General features: G+C 65.3%; 12 protein-coding genes. 7 read left to right on the top strand and 5 right to left on the bottom strand.

Annotated elements, in window-relative coordinates; translation table 11 throughout:
• Window positions 1–290: 290 nt before the first annotated feature.
• From ACQ4MJ_RS03905 to ACQ4MJ_RS03875, 7 genes are all read left to right on the top strand, one after another.
• Complete coding sequence (locus ACQ4MJ_RS03905; RefSeq protein ID WP_431149926.1) at window positions 291–2,957, top strand: FtsX-like permease family protein; 2,667 nt, start codon at window positions 291–293, stop codon at window positions 2,955–2,957.
• Between the two features lie 374 nt (window positions 2,958–3,331).
• Window positions 3,332–3,886, top strand: coding sequence for an IPTL-CTERM sorting domain-containing protein (locus ACQ4MJ_RS03900; RefSeq protein ID WP_255577784.1), 555 nt, complete (start codon window positions 3,332–3,334; stop codon window positions 3,884–3,886).
• A 27-nt stretch (window positions 3,887–3,913) separates the two neighbouring features.
• A complete protein-coding gene (locus tag ACQ4MJ_RS03895; RefSeq protein ID WP_431149929.1) occupies window positions 3,914–4,849 on the top strand; it encodes a collagen-like triple helix repeat-containing protein in 936 nt (311 codons plus the stop codon).
• Between the two features lie 1,268 nt (window positions 4,850–6,117).
• A complete protein-coding gene (locus tag ACQ4MJ_RS03890; protein ID WP_431149932.1) occupies window positions 6,118–7,269 on the top strand; it encodes a collagen-like protein in 1,152 nt (383 codons plus the stop codon).
• Between the two features lie 206 nt (window positions 7,270–7,475).
• A complete protein-coding gene (locus ACQ4MJ_RS03885; RefSeq protein WP_228899720.1) occupies window positions 7,476–8,546 on the top strand; it encodes a tetratricopeptide repeat-containing glycosyltransferase in 1,071 nt (356 codons plus the stop codon).
• 31 nt (window positions 8,547–8,577) lie between these two features.
• Window positions 8,578–9,651 carry a PLP-dependent cysteine synthase family protein gene (locus ACQ4MJ_RS03880; protein WP_431149934.1) on the top strand — a complete coding sequence of 358 codons (1,074 nt, stop codon included), beginning with the start codon at window positions 8,578–8,580 and terminating at the stop codon, window positions 9,649–9,651.
• Between the two features lie 49 nt (window positions 9,652–9,700).
• Window positions 9,701–10,822: a lipocalin-like domain-containing protein gene (locus tag ACQ4MJ_RS03875; protein ID WP_431149936.1), complete on the top strand. Its 1,122-nt coding sequence runs from the start codon at window positions 9,701–9,703 to the stop codon at window positions 10,820–10,822.
• A gap of 62 nt (window positions 10,823–10,884) precedes the next feature.
• Here the strand turns inward: ACQ4MJ_RS03875 and ACQ4MJ_RS03870 are convergent, their stop codons facing one another.
• The 5 genes from ACQ4MJ_RS03870 to ACQ4MJ_RS03850 all read right to left on the bottom strand — a co-directional run bounded on the left by ACQ4MJ_RS03870 (window position 10,885) and on the right by ACQ4MJ_RS03850 (window position 15,619).
• Entirely contained in the window at window positions 10,885–11,886 is a 1,002-nt protein-coding gene (locus tag ACQ4MJ_RS03870; RefSeq protein ID WP_055393257.1) for a branched-chain amino acid ABC transporter permease, read from the bottom strand.
• Between the two features lie 12 nt (window positions 11,887–11,898).
• Window positions 11,899–12,783, bottom strand: a complete 885-nt coding sequence (locus tag ACQ4MJ_RS03865) for a branched-chain amino acid ABC transporter permease (protein WP_010463953.1) — start codon at window positions 12,781–12,783, stop codon at window positions 11,899–11,901.
• Window positions 12,784–12,881: 98 nt separating this feature from the next.
• Window positions 12,882–14,078, bottom strand: a complete 1,197-nt coding sequence (locus ACQ4MJ_RS03860; RefSeq protein WP_055393256.1) for an ABC transporter substrate-binding protein — start codon at window positions 14,076–14,078, stop codon at window positions 12,882–12,884.
• Window positions 14,079–14,135: 57 nt separating this feature from the next.
• A complete protein-coding gene (locus ACQ4MJ_RS03855; protein WP_055393254.1) occupies window positions 14,136–14,849 on the bottom strand; it encodes an ABC transporter ATP-binding protein in 714 nt (237 codons plus the stop codon).
• A complete protein-coding gene (locus ACQ4MJ_RS03850; RefSeq protein ID WP_055393252.1) occupies window positions 14,849–15,619 on the bottom strand; it encodes an ABC transporter ATP-binding protein in 771 nt (256 codons plus the stop codon). Before ACQ4MJ_RS03850 ends, ACQ4MJ_RS03855 begins: the two co-directional genes overlap by 1 nt.
• Window positions 15,620–15,722 lie beyond the last annotated feature (103 nt).

The raw sequence follows: 15,722 nt of genomic DNA, 5'->3' as shown, positions 1-15,722 counted from the left end.
AACTGGGCCTGCGCAGGAGGGCGGGCCCCTGAGAAGGTGTGAACGAACCCCACATGCCCGCACATCCCGCCAAAACGCTCCCGCTCGTTGTTGCAAATGCTCGCCATAGCCCGAGCTATAGCTGCGTTTTGCGCCTAGATCGGAAACGTTTTGGCAGCCTAGTCGGGCACGCGGGGCTCATTCACACCTTCTGGCTCCAAGATAGGCGCAGCCTTTCGGCACTTCAAGAGGATGCAAAACGCAAGGTTGACCTGCATCAAACGCTGCTGGGACCAGCCCCTGCGGCCACAATGCAGGCCATGCTTGCATTGCTCCGCACCTTCTCCTGGCAGGACCTGCGCCACCACCCCTGGCGCAGCGCTGCGGCGGTGGCGGCGGTGATGCTGGGCGTGGCGCTGGCGTTTGCGGTGCATGTGATCAATGCGTCGGCGCTGGACGAGTTTTCGCAGGCGGTGCGCGCCGTCAACGGTCAGCCCGACCTGGAATTGCGCGCCATGCAGGGCGATCTGCCCGAGGCGTTGTATGGGCAGCTTGCCACGCACCCCCAGGTGGCGCGCGCCAGCCCGCTGCTGGAGCTGTCGGCCGCGGCGCGAGCCCTGCGGCCACAGCCAGGTGCTGGAAGCGTGCCTTCCCCCACCAGCGCCCCGCTGCGCGTGCTGGGCGTGGACGCCCTGCTGCTGCCCACCATGGCGCCCGCGCTTATGCCACGGCCCTGGGCGGGGGCCGACCGGCTGGCCCTTTTTGCACCGGACACGGTGTTCCTCAATGCGGCGGCGTTGCAGGCACTGGGTCTGCCCACCACGCCCACCTCGTCGACTGAACCGGCACCGCAACTCCTGCTGCAGGCCGGGCTGCAGCAATGGCCGGTGCAGGTGGCGGGCACCGTGGCCGCCGGGGGCGCACCCCTGGCGGTGATGGACATCGGCGCTGCGCAGGATCTGTTTGGCCGCGCGGGCCAGCTCAGCCGCATTGACCTGCAGCTGCAGCCGGGCACCGACCGCAGCGCGTGGGAGCAGGCCGTGCGTGCGCTGCCCGGCTGGCCATCGCAGGTGGTGTTTGCGCAGCCGGGCGACGCGGCGCAGCGCATCAGCAATCTGTCGCGCGCCTACCGCGTGAACCTCACGGTGCTGGCGCTGGTGGCCTTGTTCACGGGCGCATTTCTGGTGTTCTCGGTGCTGGCGCTCAGCGTGGCGCAGCGTGCGCCGCAGTTTGCGCTGCTGGCCGTGCTGGGCGCCACACCGCGCCAGCGCCTGGCGCTGGTGCTGGCCGAATCCGCCATGCTGGGCCTGGTGGGCAGCGCCGCCGGCATCGCCCTGGGCACGGCCCTGGCCGCTGCCGCGCTGCGCCTGCTGGGGGGCGACCTGGGCGGTGGCTACTTTGCGGGCGTACAGCCCGTGCTGCAGTGGAGCGCACCGGCCGCCCTGGTCTACGGCGCACTGGGTGTGCTGGCTGCACTGGTGGGTGGCTGGTGGCCCGCGCGCGCCGCGCAGACACTGCCGCCCGCGCAAACCTTGAAAGGCCTGGGCACCGTGTCCAGCCAGGCGGGCAAAGGCTGGATAGGTATTATTTTGATAGCTATTGGCGCTGTACTGACGAGCGCTCCGCCCATTTTTGGCATACCACTTGCCGCGTACGTGGCCATCGGCCTGCTGCTGGTGGGCGGCATTGCCGTGCTGCCCTGGGCCATGGCCTGGCTGTTGCACCACCTGCAGCCGCTGGCCGCACGCCACGCCCTGGCGCTGCTGGCACTGGAGCGCGCGCGGCGCATGCGTGGCACGGCCGCTATCGCAGTGGGCGGCGTGGTGGCCAGCCTGAGCCTGGCCGTCGCGCTGACGGTGATGGTGTCGAGCTTTCGCGGCTCGGTCACGCAGTGGCTGGACGCAGTGCTGCCATCGCCCCTGTATGTGCGCTCGGCCCTGGGTGTGCCGGGCAGCGAGGCTGCACTGCTGCCTGCGGGCTTCGCCGAATCCGTCGCGCAATTACCTGGGCTGGCGCGTGTGCAAGCCCTGCGCGCGAGCCCGCTGCAGCTGGATGCCACGCGCCCCGCGCTCACGGTCATCAGCCGCCCACTGGGTAACGATCCGGCGCAAAGTCTGCCACTGGTGGGCGAGGCCCTGCGCGTGCCCGCGGGGCGCACTGGCGTCTACATCAGCGAGGCGGTGGTGGACCTGTATGGGCTACGCCCTGGTATGGAGTGGCCTGCACTTTCTGATGCTTTTAGCCCCCTGGCGCTTGATAGACAAGCGCAACAAGCTATCTTTTATATAGCAGGCGTATGGCGCGACTACGCCCGGCAGTCGGGCGCCGTGGCCATGGACCGCACCGTATGGCTGCGCCTGACCGGCGATGCCCGCACCAGCGATCTGGCGCTGTGGCCCGCCGAGGGAGCAGACATCGCAGCGTTGCAGGATTCGATCCGCGCAGTGGCAGCCGCGCAGGCGGGCCGTGTGCCCACGGCCCGGGAGAGCGCCAGCGCGGTGGACGGGGCCCTGGTGGAGTTCGTCTCCGCAGGCGCTATCCGTGAACGGTCGCTGCGCATCTTCGACCGCAGCTTTGCCGTCACCTACTGGCTACAGGCCGTGGCCATCGGCATCGGCCTGTTTGGTGTGGCCGCCAGCTTCAGCGCCCAAATCCTCGCGCGCCGCAAGGAGTTCGGCCTGCTCGCCCACCTGGGCCTCACGCGGCGCCAGATCCTGGCTGTGGTGGCCGGCGAAGGCGCCGCCTGGACGGGCGTGGGCGCGGCCGCAGGCTTGCTGCTGGGCCTGGGCGTATCGGTGGTACTGGTGCACGTGGTCAACCCGCAGAGCTTTCACTGGACCATGGACCTCAGCCTGCCTGCCGGGCGGCTGCTGGTCTTGTGCGTGGCCGTGGTCGCATCGGGCACCGTCACGGCGTGGCTTGCAGGGCGGGCTGCGGCGGGGCGGGATGCGGTGATGGCTGTGAAGGAAGACTGGTAGCCAGCGGAACACAGCCCTGCAACGGCCCACCAGGCCCATGCAACAAATTGGTGCAGACACGTCACACCGACCAAATTTTGTTTGCAAATTGCAAACTCTTTCACGAAGATAGTAAACACGCTACAAAAATCATCGCGCTGTAACCAGCACACAGGCCGCAGGCATCCGCCCGAAACGCGCCTCACTGTGGTGCAGCGTTTGCCTGATCAACGAGGGAAAATCCAATGCAACGAAAGATTTCACGCCTTTTGGCCGGTTGTGCCATGGCCTTGTGCTTGTGCGCCCCTGCGGCAGCGCAAATTGTCATTCCACCCGGCGCCTCGCTGGACGCTCCAAGTGGCTCCATCGTTGATTTGAGCTGTAGCACCGTGGATATGCAAGGCACGCTCAACATCGGTGGCACGCTGAGTGTAGACAGCGACGTTACCTTCGGCTCCAGTGCCATCGTCTCCGGCAGCAACGGGATCATCTCGGTGGGTGGCAATCTCTCCGCCACAGGCCCCATCGACACCGGCAACAACACAGTGGTGCTGCGCGACGGCTGCATCGGCAACACCAGCCAGATCAGTGGCAATTTCGTGTTCCAGAACCTGACCTTGTCCAGCACCACGGGCCGCACTTTTGTCATCCCCGCAGGTGCCAACATCACCGTGCTGGGCACCCTGACCCTGCAAGGAGCGCCCGGTCAAAACATCCAGCTGGTCTCCTCGGGCGGCGGCACTGCCGTCATCAACCTGGGCCCCGGCGCAACGGTCACCCGCAACAACGCCACTGTCAATGGCGGCGTGCAAATCGGCGGCGCGGCAGCAGCCACCAACATTCCAACTTTGAGCGAATACGGCCTCATGCTGATGGCATTGTTGATGGGCTTGGCAGCCTTGTGGCACCAACGCCGTGTCCCAGGCGCAACGGGCAATCGACGCATCTGAAACTGCCGGAACCAGGAGTTTTCATCCATGAAGTCATCGTTTCATCCTCTGCGTCTGATCTGCGCCCTGAGTGCTGTCTATGCGCTGCACACGCCCCTGGCCCTGGCTGCCGATATCAGCTTCACCCCGCCCAGCGGCGGCGGTTTCGTGATCAAGAGCCCGGGCGGTGCCCAGGAACGGTTTCGTGTGCAGGGCACTGGCGAGGTCACCGTCCCCGGCCTGAACGGTGCCCCCACCGCCAACAACCTCACTTGCTTTGATGGCGCCGGGCGCCTGGGGCCTTGTGCCGCAGGCATTGGCTCCGGCGCCACGGGAGCAACAGGCCCCACCGGGGCGACCGGTGCAACAGGCGTGACCGGCCCCACCGGTGCCACAGGTACCACAGGTACTGCAGGTGTTACTGGCGCCACCGGCCCGACAGGTGCCACTGGAGCGACCGGCGCTTCGGGCACCGGTGCCACGGGCGCAACAGGCGCCACCGGGGCCACGGGCGCTACCGGTGTGACGGGCCCCACGGGGGTCACAGGTGCAACGGGCGCCACGGGTGCAGACAGCACCGTACAAGGACCTACAGGCCCTACGGGGGCTCAAGGCCTCCAGGGCATTCCTGGGCCTACCGGCGCTACCGGTGCCGACAGCACCGTGCCCGGGCCACAGGGTAACCCCGGCGCGACTGGTGCCACAGGGCCAACCGGCGCTACGGGCGCCACAGGGGTTGCTGGACCACTTACGCTGACTACGGTCACCGCCAATGGCTCCTGGCTCGCTAATGCTGGTGCGGTTTCGGTGACTGCAACGTGCACGGCAGGAAAAACGGTGGTCAGTGGGGGATGTCGTATGACGTTAAACGCCGCTGATCACTACTTTGGGGGGGGCTACCCAGCTGCAGCCGACCAATGGACCTGTGAGTACAGTGTTTTCGCAAACCCGGCTGAAGCCACGGCCTACGCCATCTGCCAGTAGTTGAGGACCTTCCCCCGTCGCGTACCGCACACGGGGCATGGGTGCAACAGCGCACATGCCCCGTCCAACGCATGGGATGGAATGTCATTGTGATTGGCAGTGCCCTCGATATGTCGCACCCGGCTCCATCACTGCTACGCCTGCTTTCGCGATTGTCAGAAAGCACAGGCCTGCACTATTGGGTGCTGCCTGACTTGGCATCGTCTCGCCACATCCACCAGAGTTTCATCCTCTAGCAACACCCTCAACCAGCACGGCGCACCATGAAACCCGCCTACCAACCGCACCACCTGTTCGCTGTGCTGGGAGCCGCCTACGCACTGCACACCCCCCTGGTCTTGGCTGCCGATCTCAGCTTCACCCCGCCCAGCGGCGGCGGTTTTGTGATCAAGAGCCCGGGCGGTGCCCAGGAACGGTTTCGTGTGCAGGGCACTGGCGAGGTCACCGTCCCCGGCCTGAACGGTGCCCCCACCGCCAACAACCTCACCTGCTTTGATGGCGCCGGGCGCCTCGGGCCTTGTGCGGCAGGTATTGGCTCTGGCGCCACTGGTGCGACAGGCCCTACCGGGGCTACCGGACCCACAGGCAATGCCGGACCCACGGGGGTCACCGGCGCGGCCGGAGCCACGGGCGCGATGGGCGCTACAGGCCCCGCAGGTGCCACCGGAGCGACTGGCGCCTCTGGCACAGGTGCCACTGGCGCAACAGGTGCGACCGGAGCCACGGGGGCGACTGGCTCTACCGGGGCCACCGGAGCAACAGGCGCCACTGGCGCAGACAGCACGGTGCCCGGCCCCCAAGGTATTCAGGGCGTTCAGGGAGTTCAAGGACCTGTCGGGCCGACTGGTGCCGACAGCACCGTACCCGGGCCACAGGGCATCCAAGGGACCCAAGGGATTGCAGGCCCCACAGGGCCGACGGGGGCAACCGGAGCAACGGGGGCAGGAACAGTGACACTGACCACCTACACGTCCACCGATGAAACTTTTACCAACAATTGGTACAACGTTACCGCGACCTGCGGTGCCGGTAAAACCATAGTCACTGGCGGCTGCAACACCACCGATGGCGATCTAGTGCTAAAGGGCGATGTCTTGGGAGCAAGCTATCCAAGTTCCTCCAGCACTTGGGTTTGCAAGTTCGCAATTACTGACCCGCAAGTCACGCATACAGCGTTTGCCATATGCCAATGATTTTGAGTTTCTAGCCTGAGCCGATTTCCAGTCGATCACAACCTCAGCAACGCGGGCAAAAAGCGCATTCAAACCATGAAAACCTCATTTCACCCTCTGCGTCTGATCTGCGCCCTGAGCGCTGTCTATGCACTGCACACGCCGCTGGCCCTGGCGGCGGACTTGTCCTTCACGGTACCCAGCGGTGGTGGATTTGTGATCAAGAGCCCCGGCGGCCAGGAACGGTTTCGCGTGCAGGACAGTGGCGAGGTGCGCGCACCCGGTCTGAGTGGTGCCACACCCAACACCAGCCTCACCTGCTTTGATAGCGCCACAGGTCGCCTGGGCCCTTGTGCCGCAGGTATTGGCTCTGGCGCCACGGGTGCCACAGGCCCTACCGGGCCGACCGGCGCAACAGGCGCTTCCGGCCCCACTGGGGTCACGGGCGCCGCGGGAGCTGCAGGCGCAACCGGCGTCACAGGCCCAACAGGTGCCACAGGGGCTACTGGCGCTTCTGGCACCGGTGCCACTGGCGCAACAGGAGCCACCGGTGCTACCGGTGCAACGGGCGTCACAGGGCCTACCGGAGCAACGGGTGCCACCGGCGCCGACAGCACCGTGCAGGGGCCTACGGGGCCTCAAGGTATCCAGGGCATTCAAGGACCTGTCGGGCCAACGGGCGCCGATAGCACGGTGCCCGGCCCCCAGGGCATCCAAGGGACTCAAGGGATTGCAGGCCCCACAGGTCCAACGGGGGCAACCGGAGCCACTGGGGCCGCAGGCGGCGGAGGCGGCGGCATCCTGTTCGGCACCGCGGCGATCATGCCAGCGACGACCGACTCGGCCGCTTTTGTGCCTTTTGGCATCGGAGGCATGTCTGGCGGCAACTTTGACTATTCGCGATGCGCGTTCACTGCAGGGTCGGCCTGCACCATCGACCCAACGGTGTTCGCCAATGCCTCGTCCCCAGCCTTTGCGACCTGCACCACCACAAAGCTGCACGTGAGAAACTACACGGCCGTGCCAACGATTCCCCTGACGGTGACGCTCTATAAGAACGGTGCCTCGACGGGTCTGAGTTGCACGGTGGGCGCTACACCTGCTGCCACCTGCACCAGCACCACGGCGGTGGCCCTCTTGCCCACTGACAATATTGCGCTGCAGATGAGCACAACCAACGTTGGCGGCTTTACCTCTGGGGGAAGCGCGATCGAAGGAACCGCCATCAGCGCCGTGCATTGCGAGTGATTCAAGAGGCCGGCCCCGGCATAACCGGCCCCAGTCAATGCGATCCGTAGCTTTCTGGTTGCTTGCTTGCAGATAGGATGGAGACACCGCCCCCGCCAGAGGACAACTGGCGGGGACCGCGCAGACTGCCAACACCGGCCTGCGCGCAATCTGCCGGGGTCCGGATTCCCCGCCTCTAAAGCCCACGCTGAAGACCTATGCGACACATGCCCCCCGTCGTGCTCAACATGATCATCAAGAACGAGGCCCCGGTGATCACCCGGTGCCTTGCTTCGGTCAAGCCCTGGATAGACCACTGGGTCATCGTGGACACGGGCTCCACCGATGGCACGCAGGACATCGTCCGCGAGTTCATGCACGACGTTCCCGGTACGCTGTTCGAGCGCCCCTGGAAAAATTTTGCGCACAACCGCAACGAAGCGCTGGAGTTGGCGCGCCCCTATGGCGGCTACCTGCTCTTCATTGATGCCGACGAGCAACTGCGTGTGCCACCCGACTTTGCCTGGCCCGCGCTCTCGGCCGACGGCTACACCCTGACCTGCCACATGGACGGCTGGGAATACCAGCGCAACAGCCTGATTGCCACACGCATCGGCTGGCACTGGGAGGGCGTGCTGCACGAGTACCTGACCGCCAAGCAGCACGGCCCCTGGCAAACGCTGCAGGGGCCGGTCATCCACGTCTCCCATGATGGCGCCCGTGCACGCGACCCGGAGACTTACCTGCGCGACATGGCCTTGCTGGAGCAGGCCGTGCGGGACGACCCCACCAACACGCGCAACGTGTTCTACCTGGCCCAGAGCTGCCGCGATGCCGGGAAGATCGAGCCCAGCTTGTTGTGGTACCAGCGCCGGGTGGATATGGGGGGCTGGGAAGAAGAGCGCTGGTACGCCCTGTTCCAGATCGCCGTGCTGCACGAGCGCAACCAGGCCCCCGCCGCCACCGTGCGCGAGGCCTATCTGGCCGCCTACGCAGCCCGCCCCCAGCGGGCTGAACCGCTGTGCGAACTGGCCCGCTACCACCGCGAGCGTGGCGAACATGCGCTCGCCACGGTGTTTGCGCTGCAGGCGTCGCAGATTGCGCAACCCGCAGACATTCTTTTTGTGGACACGCAGGTGTACGCCTGGCGTGCACTGGATGAGCTGGCCGTAAGCGCTTTCTACACACCCCACCGCGACCTGGGCCGTGCCGCGCTGCAGCGGCTGCTGGCCGAACGCCGCTACCCTGAGGCACAAGCCCAGCGCATAGAGGCCAACCAGGCGTTCTACGGGCTTTGACCACCCTGGTGACCCGACGAGGGCTGCGACAATGCAGCCCATGCAGAAACAGCCCTCCGCTTCTCCCTGGCTCCACGAAGCCATCGCCCGCATCGAAGCCGACTACCAGCGCAGCGCCGATACGCACCTGATCCCACTGCGCATGCCTGCCTTTGCCGTGCATGGCATTGACCTGTACCTCAAGGACGAATCCACCCACCCCACAGGCAGCCTCAAGCACAGGCTGGCACGGTCGCTGTTTCTGTATGCACTGTGCAATGGCTGGGTGCATGAGGGCTCGACCATCGTCGAGTCGTCGAGCGGCTCCACCGCAGTGAGCGAAGCCTACTTTGCGCGGCTGCTAGGGCTGCCGTTCGTGGCGGTGATGCCGCGCACCACGTCGCCCGAAAAAATTGCGCAAATCGAGTTCCATGGCGGGCGTTGCCACTTCGTGGACAGCGCGGGCGCGGTGTACGACGCGGCCCGCACCATTGCCGCCGAAACCGGCGGCCACTACATGGACCAGTTCACTTATGCCGAGCGGGCCACCGACTGGCGCGGCAACAACAACATTGCCGAGAGCATGTTCACGCAGATGGCGCGCGAGCCGCACCCGGTGCCGCGCTGGATTGTGGTGGGCGCGGGCACGGGCGGCACCAGCGCCACCATTGGCCGCTATGTGCGCTACCAACGCCATGCCACGCAGGTGTGTGTGGCCGACCCGGCGGGTTCGGTGTTCAGCGCCTACCACAGCACAGGCGATGCCGCGCTGACAGCGCCGGGCTCACGCATCGAGGGCATCGGCCGGCCGCGTGTGGAGCCGAGCTTTATCCGCACGCTGGTGGACCGCATGGTGGATGTGGCGGACTGCGAATCGGTTGCTGCCATGCGCGCGCTGTCGCAGTTGCTGGGACGGCGTGTGGGGCCGTCCACGGGCACCAACTTTGTAGCCATGCTCACGCTGGCCAGCGAGATGCGCGAGCGGGGCGAGCGCGGCTCCATCCTGTCTCTGCTGTGCGATGCGGGCGAGCGCTACCTGCCCACGTACTTCGACACCGACTGGGTGGACCGCACGTTTGGCGATTGCTCGGCGGCGCAGCAGAAGGTGGATGCGTTGATGGGCTGAGCGCCCTGCCCCGTCCCGCAACTCCGTCCCGTACCTTGATCCCCACACCATGCACAGCTCCACACGCCGCCAGTGGCTGATGGGGGCCAGCCTGCAGGCAGCCGGGCTGGGTGCGCTGCTCTGGCCGGGTGCGGCGCAAGCACTGCCCGCGCGCGCTCTGGCCTTTCCGCGCGACCACGGCAGCCACCCGGAGCTGCGCACCGAGTGGTGGTACATCACCGGCCATGTGCAAGCGCAGGGCCAGCCTTGGGGGTTTCAGCTCACGTTTTTCCGCTCACGGGTGGACGCCACACAGGGCCTGCAGTCGGCGTTTGCTGCCAAGCAGCTGCTGTTTGCGCATGCGGCCATCACCGATGTGAAAGGCCAGCGCCTGCAGCATGACCAGCGCATTGCGCGCGCGGGCTTTGGTGTGGCGCAGGCCAGCCAGGCCGACACACACATCCGCCTACAGGACTGGACGCTGGAGCGCGTTGATGTGCCCCACAACACGCCCGGAGAGGCGCCGCGCAGCCGCTACACCACGCGCATCACCGGCAGCGAGCTGGGGCTAGAGCTGCAGTTCGACAGCACGCAGCCCGTGCTGCTGCAAGGCCAGCAAGGCCTGTCGCGCAAGGGGCCGGAAGCGACGCAGGCGAGCTACTACTACAGCCAGCCGCAGCTGGCCGTGAGCGGGCACCTGACAGTGGCGGGCCGCCGCATGGCGGTCGAGCCGGGCACCGGCCGCGCGTGGATGGACCACGAGTGGAGCGAGGCGCTGATGCACCCCGAGGCCCAGGGCTGGGACTGGATTGGCATGAACCTGGCCGATGGCAGCGCGCTCACGGCCTTCCGCCTGCGGCGCGCGGATGGGTCGGCGCTGTGGGCCGGAGGGTCGTGGCGGGCACCCGGGCAGGCCGTGCAGGTGTTTGGCGCGCAGGCCGTGATCTTCACCCCGCTGCGCACCTGGACCAGCCCGCACAGCGGCGCGCGCTACCCGGTTCAGTGGCGGGTGCTGACGCCCGTAGGCGAGTTTGAGGTGCGCGCCCTGCTGGACAACCAGGAGTTGGACAGCAGCGGGTCCAGCGGCGCGATTTACTGGGAGGGGCTGTCCGACCTGCTGGACGGCAGTGGGCAGCCTGTGGGCCGGGGCTATCTGGAGATGACCGGATATGCAAAGCCGCTGCGCCTGTGAGGGCGGCAGCGGCTTTTAAGCAGCATCCAGGTAGCAGCCCGCCGTTGCGGGCAATGGGGGGGTCAGTGCTTGGCCGTGTTGCCCGCCCGGCGCTGTGCCAGCCAGGCAATGATCTCGCCCATGATGCCCCGGCGGAAGGCCAGCACGCAGATCACGAAGATCAGGCCCGTGACCATGGTGACGGATTCGCCCAGGGTCTTGAACCACTCCACGCTGGTCAGCGCCGCCAGCAGGTTGCCGAATTCACCGATCTTGTTTTCGAGCAGAACCACCACGGCCGAGCCGATGAGCGGGCCCGACAGTGTGCCCAGGCCGCCCACCAGCGTCATCAGGATGACCTGACCCGAGGCCGTCCAGTGCACGTCCGACAGCGTGGCAAAGCCGAGCACAAGCGTCTTGAGGGAGCCCGCCAGCCCCGCAAGCGCAGCCGACAGCACAAAGGCCAGCAGCTTGAAGCGGTGCGTGTCGTACCCCAGAGAGATTGCGCGGGGCTCGTTCTCTTTGATTCCCTTGAGCACCTGGCCGAACGGCGAGTGGATGGTGCGCACGATAACGAGGAACGCAGCCACCACGATGACCAGCGCCACGTAGTACATGACCAGATCGTCTTTCAGATCGATCAGGCCAAAGAGCTTGCCGCGCGGCACGCCCTGCAAGCCGTCTTCACCCCCGGTGAAGGGCGCTTGCAAGCACACAAAGAACAGCATCTGGGCCAGCGCCAGCGTGATCATTGAAAAATAAATGCCCTGGCGGCGGATGGCCAGCCAGCCAAACAGCAGGCCCAGCAAAGCCCCCCCGGCCGTGCCCAGCAGCAGGCCCACCTCGGGCGTGAGGCCCCACACCTTGATGGCATGCCCCGCCACGTAGGCCGCCCCGCCCAAAAATGCTGCATGCCCGAATGACAGCAGGCCGGTGTAGCCCAGCAGCAGGTTGAACGCCGAAGCAAACAGTGCAAAGCACATGAGCTTCATCACAAAGATGGGATAAGCACCAAGGAAGGGTGCGGCAATCAGGCCCAGCAGTAGCAGGCCGTAGCCGATGGTGGCAGTGTTCTTGAGATTCATGCTGGCTGCCCCTTATTTTTCTTTGCCGAACAGGCCGGCGGGGCGGATGAGGAGAACGATGACCATGATGACAAACACCACGGTCGACGATGCTTCCGGATAGAAGACCTTGGTGAAGCCTTCGATGACGCCCAAGCCCAGCCCGGTCAGGATGGAGCCCATGATGGAGCCCATGCCGCCAATCACCACCACGGCAAACACCACGATGATGAGGTTCTGGCCCATGAGCGGCGTGACCTGGTAGACCGGGGCCGCCAGCACGCCAGCGAAGGCAGCCAGCGCGGCGCCAAAGGCGTAGGTCAGGGTCACCATCACGGGCACGTTGATGCCGAAAGCTTCCACCAGGCGTGGGTTTTCAGTGCCAGCGCGCAGATAAGCGCCGAGCTTGGTCTTCTCGATCACATACCAGGTGGCAAGGCACACCACCACCGAGGCCACCACCACCCAGGCCCGGTAGTTGGGCAGGATCATGAAGCCCAGGTTGGTCGCGCCTTCCAGCAGCTCAGGGGTGTCATAGCCCAGGCCCGACACGCCATAGATGGAGCGGAACACGCCTTCAATCAGCAAGGTGAGGCCGAGCGTGAGCAGCAGGCCATAAAGATGGTCCAGCTTGTAGATCCAGCGCAGCAGCAAGCGCTCGATCAACACCCCAAACAAGCCCACCACCAGCGGCGCCAGCACCAGCATCCACCAATAGTTGATGCCGAAGTAGTTCATCGCCATCCAGGTCATCAGGGCGCCCGTCATGAACAGCGCCCCGTGGGCGAAGTTGATGACGTTGAGCAGGCCAAAGATCACGGCCAGGCCGAGGCTGAGGATGGCGTAGAACGACCCATTGACCAGCCCCAGAAGGAGCTGGCTCAACAGGCCCGGCAATGAGACACCAAAAATTTCCATGGGAGGCAGTGGCAGGTGGAGGGGGTTCAGGTCAGGGGGCACAACGCGCCAGGCCAGCCCATCTGGGCGGCTGTGCGCGTTGAATCCGGCTCAGGGCTTTACTTCCAGAGCGCGCACTTGCTCTCAGCCTTGGTGGTGAACACCGTGTCGCCGGGCAGCTTCTTGACGAGCTTGTAGTAGTCCCAGGGCTTGGTGGACTCCGAAGGCTTCTTCACTTCCATCAGGTACATGTCATGCACGTAACGGCCATCGGGGCGCAGTTGGCCCGACGCAAAGAAGTCGTTCATCTTCATGCCGCGCCATGTGGCCATGACCTTGTCGGCATCCACCGTCTTGGCTGCTTCCACGGCCTTGAGGTAGTTCATCGTGGCGGAGTAATCGGCCGCCTGGATTTCGGTAGGCATGCGCTTGGTCTTCTCGAAGAAACGCGCGGCAAACTTGCGCGTGTCGTCGTTCAGATCCCAGTACCAGCTGGTGGTGAATTGCAGGCCTTCGGTGTTGCGCAGGCCCAGGCTGTGCACGTCGCTGATGAAGATCAGCAGACCCGCCAGTTTCATGCTCTTGCCAATCCCGAACTCCTTGGCAGCCTTGATGGCGTTGATGGTGTCGCCGCCAGCATTGGCGAGACCCAGAATCTGTGCCTTGGAGTTCTGCGCCTGCAACAGGAAGGACGAGAAGTCGGACGCGTTGAGCGGGTGGCGCACGGTGCCCACCACGGTGCCGCCCTTGGCCTTGACCACCGTGCTGGTGTCGGCTTCGAGTGCATGGCCGAACGCATAGTCTGCCGTGAGGAAGTACCAGGACTTGCCGCCGGTATCCACGATGGCCGAACCCGTGCCCTTGGCCAACGCCACGGTGTCATAGGCATAGTGCACGGTGTAGGGCGTGCACTGGTCGTTGGTCAGCGCCGAACTGGCGGCGCCGTTGTTGATGTACACACGTTTCTTTTCGGCCGCCACCTTGGCCGATGCCAGGGCCGTGCCAGAGTTGGTGCCACCAAACAGCATGGTCAGGCCCTGGGTGTCGATCCACTCGCGGGCCTTGGAAGCCGCGATGTCGGCCTTGTTCTGGTGGTCTGCGGTGAGCAGCTCGATGGGCATGCCCAGCACCTTGCCGCCAAAATCATCAATCGCCATCTGGATGGCCACCGCACCGTTCTTGCCCTCCACGTCGGCGTACAGGCTGGACATGTCGGTGATGAAGCCGATCTTGACCTTGTCTTGCGCATGCGCGGCCGAGGTGGCCAGGCCAGCGGCGCCCAGCACCAGTGCCAGCGTTTTGAGTTTGTTCTTCATGGATTGTCTCCTGTGGGTGTGGTTGAAGAAAACGGGAAGCAAGACTTCGGGGCGCGTTCAAACGCCCAGCAGTTCGGTGAGCACGGGCATCTTTTCTTCCAGCTCCGACGCGCCGAATTTTTCGACGATGCGGCCGTGCTCCATGACGTAAAAGCGGTCGGCGAGCGGTGCGGCAAAGCGGAAGTTCTGCTCGACCATGACCACGGTGTAGCCTTTCTCGCGCAGCATCATGATCATCCGGGCCAAGGCCTGCACGATGACCGGCGCCAGGCCCTCGGAAATCTCGTCGAGCAGCAGCAACTTGGCGCCAGTACGCAGAATGCGGGCCACGGCCAGCATCTGCTGTTCGCCGCCCGACAGGCGTGTTCCCTGGCTGTTCTTGCGCTCGGCCAGGTTGGGGAACATGGCATAGATCTCCTGCACCGACATGCCGGGCGTGCCGGTCTTCAGTGCCGGGGGCAGGAGCAGGTTTTCTTCGCACGACAGGCTGGAGAAGATGCCGCGCTCTTCCGGGCAGTAGCCCACGCCCAGGTGCGCAATGCGGTGTGTGGCCATGTGGATGGTCTCCACACCATGGATCTTGACCGAGCCCTTGCGCGCACCGGTCAGGCCCATGATGGCGCGCATGGTGGTGGTGCGGCCCGCGCCGTTGCGGCCCAGCAGCGTGACCACCTCGCCGGGCTGCACAACGATGTCCACACCATGGAGCACGTGCGACTCGCCGTACCAGGCTTCGAGGTTCTTGATTTCGAGGGCGGGAGCGGCAGCCATCAATGCGCTCCTTGGAGTTGACCGTCGGTGGTGCCCATGTAGGCTTCCATGACCTGTGGGTTGTTCGAAACTTCTTCGTAGGGCCCTTCAGCCAGCACTGCGCCGCGCTGCAGCACGGTGATGCGGTCCGCAATGGTGGAGACGACCTTCATGTTGTGCTCGACCATCAAGATGGTGCGACCGGCAGAGACCTTTTTGATCAGCTGGGTGACGCGGTCCACGTCTTCGTGGCCCATGCCCTGGGTGGGCTCGTCCAGAAGCATCAGCTCGGGTTCCATGGCCAGTGTGGTGGCGATCTCCAGCGCGCGCTTGCGGCCGTACGGCAGATTGACCGTCACCTCGTCGGCCAGGTCTTCCAGGCCCACTTCGGTCAACAGCTGCATCGCGCGGTCGTCCAGTTGCGACAGGGTGCGCTCGCTGCGCCAGAAGTGGAACGAGGTGCCCAGCTTGCGCTGCAGGCCCAGGCGCACGTTCTCCATCAGCGTGAGGTGGGGGAACACCGCCGAGATCTGGAACGAGCGGATGACACCGCGGCGCGCGATCTGTGCGGGCTGCTCTCGCGTGATGTCGTGCCCGTTGAACCGGATGGTGCCCGAGGTGGGCGTGAGAAACTTGGTCAGCAGGTTGAAACACGTGGTCTTGCCTGCGCCGTTGGGGCCGATCAGCGCATGGATGGAGCCCCGGCGGACGGCCAGATTCACATCGCTGACGGCGGTGAAGCCCTTGAACTCTTTGGTCAGGCTGTGGGTTTCAAGAATGACGTCGCTCATTGCGCCTGGGTCGCTCCGTTGGGTGCTGGGGAAAGAAGCCTTGGCCAGCAAGGTCCTCATGCATGCGTTGTGATCGCAGTGCATCGTATGCCCCCCTACCCCG

It is taken from the genome of Acidovorax facilis (assembly GCF_050626955.1).
GTDB lineage: Bacteria > Pseudomonadota > Gammaproteobacteria > Burkholderiales > Burkholderiaceae_C > Acidovorax > Acidovorax facilis.
The sequence above is the reverse complement of the archived record's forward strand: the minus strand, read 5'-3'. Positions and strand labels throughout refer to the sequence as shown.